A 4,636-nucleotide genomic window follows, 5' to 3' on the forward strand; every position below is an offset into this window, starting at 1 on the left:
GGGGCAACCTGGTCAACCGCACCGTGTCCATGGCGCACAAGAACTTCGGCGAGGTACCAGTACCTGGATCCCTGACCGAATCTGACAAGCGCATCCTCACCCTGGCAGAGGAGACCTTCGAATCTGCTGCGACGAACCTGGAACTGTCCAAGTTTAAAAATGCCATCACCGAGATCATGCACGTAGTCGGCGAGGCCAACGCCTACATCGCCGAGCAGGAGCCATGGAAGCTGGCCAAGGACGAAACCCAGCGCGAACGCCTGGCCACCGTCCTGTGGACCGCACTCCAGGTGGTCTCCGACTGCAACACCATGCTCACCCCCTACCTGCCACACACCGCCCAGAAGGTCCACGAAACCCTGGGCCGTGAAGGCATCTGGGCAGCCAGCCCGCAGATCGTCGAGGTGGAAAACGACTCCCTCCGTCAGCCGGTCGGCACTGGCCTGCCTGACCCGGCACACTCCTACCCGGTCATCATGGGCGACTACAAGGCACAGGCCGCCAAGTGGGAGCGTATCGACGTCATCCCCGGCACCGCACTGAACAAGCCGGCACCGCTGATCACCAAGCTCGATCCGGAGCTCGGTGAGACCGGTCCGGAATGGGCCCCGGTCCAGCAATAGTTATTGAGGTAGCTGCTGCTCAAACCCCTTCTTTGCGTTTGCAGGGAAGGGGTTTGTTTTTCTTGAGGCCGGGGGATCTTCTTGATGGTCGACAGCAGAAGATCATGAGGTTGATGGTGAGCCTGGTTGGTTATTCGAACATCACACCCACCATCATGTCCACCCCATGGTGTTAGGTGGAGGGCATGAACGCAACCAGAGAAGAAGCAAACCAACTCCTGGAAGGCATCGCCGGCCCCGGCGCCCAGTTACGTGATGATCAGTGGCTGGCCATTGACGCACTTGTTAACCAGAAAAAACGCATGCTGGTGGTACAGCGCACCGGTTGGGGAAAATCAGCGGTGTACTTCATCGCCGCCAAACTCCTACGCACCCGCGGTGCTGGAGCAGCAGTGATCATCTCCCCACTCCTGGCCCTGATGCGTAACCAGGTATCAGCAGCAGAACGCGCCGGCATCAAGGCAGCCACCCTCAACAGTGCCAATATGACCGACTGGGATGAAATCCAGGCGCAGGTGGTCGGGGGAGAAGTCGATGTTCTACTCATCTCCCCCGAGCGCCTCAACAACCCAGATTTCCGAGATGCCGTCCTACCACGTCTGGCTGCGGAAACCGGCTTGGTGGTCGTCGATGAAGCGCACTGTATCTCCGACTGGGGCCATGACTTCCGCCCTGATTACCGCCGCATCCGTGATCTGCTGGCAGGACTGGAACCAGGTGTACCGGTACTGGCCACCACCGCCACCGCTAATGACCGCGTGGTGGAAGATGTCCGCGCCCAACTCGGTGACAACACCGGAGTCCTGCGTGGCGGACTGGATCGGGAATCACTCCGCCTCGCGGTACTCAACCTACAGGACTCCACAGCACGCCCGGCCTGGATTGCCACCCACTTGAAGGAACTTGAAGGCTCCGGCATCATCTACTGCCTGACCGTGGCGGCCGCCCATGACCTGGCTGATGCCCTCAATGCAGTGGGTTGGAACGTGGCCGCCTACACCGGACGCACTGAAGCCGGGGAACGCGAACGCCTGGAACATACCCTGATCAATAATGAGATCAAGGCACTGGTGGCCACCTCCGCCCTGGGCATGGGCTTTGACAAACCAGACCTCGGATTTGTGGTGCATCTGGGCGCGCCGGGTTCACCGGTGTCCTATTACCAGCAGATCGGTCGTGCCGGCCGTGGCACGGATCGTGCTGATGTCATCCTGCTCCCAGGGACAGAGGATAAGGAGATATGGGAATACTTCGCCTCCGTCTCCTTCCCCCAGGAACCGGTGGTCCGACAGTTGCTCAGCGTTCTGACTGAGGAAGCCCAATCCACCGTCAAGCTGGAATCCCAGGTGGACCTGTCCCGCTCCCGCCTGGAGCAGGTACTCAAGGTATTGGATGTTGACGGTGCAGTGCGACGGGTGCGTGGCGGTTGGGTCGCCACCGGCATGGAATGGAACTACGACACGCAGCGCTACCGCGGACTAGAGCAGGCCCGCACCGATGAACAGAACAGCATGATCAACTACCAGAACACCGAAGGCTGCCGTATGCTCTACCTGCGCCGGGAACTGGATGATCAGACAGCCACCGAATCCTGTGGACGCTGCGATAACTGCACAGGAAAATACTGGTCCATGGAAGCCGACACCACCGTGACCGCCGAAGTGGGCAAGCAGCTCAGCGCACCGGGTATACGTGTGGCAGCCAGAAAACAGTGGCCTTCAGGAATTTCGGTGAGGGGCAAGATCAAGGGTCTGGGGGAGGGGCGTGCCCTGGGACGCCTCAACGATATTGGGCGTGGACCTGCCCTGCGTGAACTCCTGGATTCCGGCAACTTCACAGAGGACCCATGGATGAAGAGGATCATCGCGGTGCTGGCAGACTGGGACTGGGCCACCCGTCCTGTCAATGTTGCAGCCCTGGGCAGCACTGATCCTGATAAGACCGCTCTGATTGAACAGGTTGCTGGTGCCATCGCCCAGGTGGGGCGGATGAACTTTGCCGGAACCCTACCGGTGGGAGCCGGTGCCATGGAGGTGACTGCCCAGAACTCCGCCTACCGAGTAGCTGCCCTGCTTGATCACTGGGACTGGTCTCAGGGGCTGAACCTTGTGGATGGTGGACCGGTCTTGCTGGTGACTGATCTGATTGATACCGGATGGTCCGTCACCGTGGCAGGCAATGGCATTGCGGAACGCTCCGGCCTGGATGTTCTGCCCTTCGCCCTGGCTAGTCGGGGATAAGCGCCAGGGGACGGACCGGGAAGCTGGCGCCACCCACTGGAACAGGGAAGTTGCAAACGATGGTTGCGCCCCGTTTCGGCACCTGTTCCAGGTTGGTGAGGTTTTCAATCTGCCAGTGATCATGGTGCAGCCACCAGCTCTGTGCCTGCAGGCTGGGATCAGTATCGGGCAGATCATGTCCGATGGCGGTGACCCCACGGTGGTGGAGTAGTTCGAGAGCCGGAATGCTCCATCCCGGAGCTGTGCCCTGCGTACCCCACTCCCACCCGGTGTGCGCTGCGACGAAGGACCCTGCTGGGATTGGACCGTGGGCGGTTTCAAACTGTTCCAGGTGTGTTGCTGTGATCAGACCGGGGTCATTGAAACGGATGACAAGGAGCGGCAGGACCAGGTCGGCGGCTGGAATCTGATCCAGCGTGCGACCGTCCTCATCAAAATGTGAGGGGGCATCAATATGAGTTCCCCAGGGGCCCACCAGAGAGTAGCGGTGCATGAGGAAACCATCGGCTTTGATCTTCGCTATCGTGTCGATGATCTGGTCAGGATCCCCGGGGAAATGGGGCTGACCTGGCTGGAATGGGTGGGAGAGATCAATGACCTGCATGTGTCTAGAATATAAGGCCTATGTCGAAAAAGAAGCCCCGTCCCACGCCCGTACCTGCACAGTTCATTCCCGGGCTGATCGATGCCCACACCCACCTGGGATCCTGCAAGGATGATCCTGCTGCTCTGGTGGCACGGGCGAGGGATGCCGGAGTGAGCCGGATCTGCACCGTCGGTGACGGACTGGCAGAAGCCGAACTGGCCCTGGTCACCGCCCAGCAATATGAGAATGTCTGGGCAGCCTGCGCCATCCACCCCACCAAGGCACAGCAGCTTGATCAGGTGGCGCGTGAACGTCTGACTGCGATGGCCGCTGATCCGGATTGCGTGGCAGTGGGGGAGACCGGGCTGGACACCTATTGGATCATCCATGATCCGGAGGGTACCGCGGACCTGGCCACCCAGGAGGAGGCGTTCCGCTGGCACATTGATCTGTCGGTGAGTGCAGGCAAAGCACTGATGATCCACAACCGTGAAGCTGATGAGGATCTCATGCGGGTGCTGGCGGATTCGCCCACCGCACCGCAGACCATCCTGCACTGTTTCTCCTCCCCGCTGGAGGTTGCCAAGGAAGCCCTGGACCGCGGCTATATCCTGAGCTTCGCCGGCAATGTGACCTTCAAACGGAATGGGGAACTCCGGGAAGCAGCCCGGATTGCCCCGCTCGAGCAGATCCTCATCGAGACGGATGCACCGTATATGACTCCTGAACCTTTCCGTGGCAGTAGGAACGAGCCCTCCCTGATTGGTCATACCGCCCTGTGTATTGCAGAGGCGCGTGGTATGGCTGTGGAGGAGCTTGCGGAAGCACTCACTGTGAACTTTGATCGCGTGTATGGCCTCAACAGGCCGTGATGTGGGGTAGCTCACAGGGGGATGGTGGGTGACCTGCGAGCTGCGCTGATCGGTTGCTTTCTTGCTGATGTGAAAGATGGTTCAGGTTGCTGGAGGGGAATTTCTGGACGGGGGTGGGTTGTTACCGTACTGTGACAAAGTGTTAATCACCCCGAGAGCGAAGAAGTAAAGCATTCTTATGGCGAGCAAGCATCAGAAGTCCCGGATCAACCGGATCAACAGCACCCGTTCGGTGCCGTTGCGTTTGGCAACCGGCGGTATGCTGGCCACCCTCCTGATCGGCGGAGTGACTGCGGCAACCACCAAGAAGGACAT

4 protein-coding genes and 1 pseudogene are annotated in these 4,636 nt (G+C 60.0%); 4 read left to right on the forward strand and 1 reads right to left on the reverse strand.

The features are described from left to right. Together Q0M74_RS13000 and Q0M74_RS13005 are read left to right on the forward strand one after the other, a co-directional pair. Nucleotides 1–623 (forward strand): class I tRNA ligase family protein (locus Q0M74_RS13000; RefSeq protein WP_293955137.1); only part of this gene is annotated, 623 nt, incomplete at its 5' end. A gap of 185 nt (nucleotides 624–808) precedes the next feature. After that, the gene (locus tag Q0M74_RS13005; protein WP_293955139.1) at nucleotides 809–2,863 is read left to right on the forward strand and encodes an ATP-dependent DNA helicase RecQ; all 2,055 of its coding nucleotides are present in this window, start codon (nucleotides 809–811) and stop codon (nucleotides 2,861–2,863) included. Here Q0M74_RS13005 and Q0M74_RS13010 read toward each other — a convergent pair. Further along, the gene (locus tag Q0M74_RS13010; RefSeq protein WP_293955142.1) at nucleotides 2,850–3,467 is read right to left on the reverse strand and encodes a cyclase family protein; all 618 of its coding nucleotides are present in this window, start codon (nucleotides 3,465–3,467) and stop codon (nucleotides 2,850–2,852) included. The two genes, Q0M74_RS13005 and Q0M74_RS13010, sit on opposite strands and share 14 nt — an antisense overlap. Nucleotides 3,468–3,487: 20 nt before the next feature. Here Q0M74_RS13010 and Q0M74_RS13015 point away from each other — a divergent pair, with 20 nt between their 5' ends. After that, nucleotides 3,488–4,321, forward strand: a complete 834-nt coding sequence (locus Q0M74_RS13015) for a TatD family hydrolase (protein WP_293955144.1) — start codon at nucleotides 3,488–3,490, stop codon at nucleotides 4,319–4,321. 178 nt (nucleotides 4,322–4,499) lie between these two features. Beyond that, nucleotides 4,500–4,636: pseudogene (locus Q0M74_RS13020) on the forward strand (resuscitation-promoting factor); the annotation flags it as partial.

The sequence above is a fragment of the uncultured Corynebacterium sp. genome, from assembly GCF_945649885.1.
In the GTDB taxonomy this organism is placed as follows: domain Bacteria; phylum Actinomycetota; class Actinomycetes; order Mycobacteriales; family Mycobacteriaceae; genus Corynebacterium.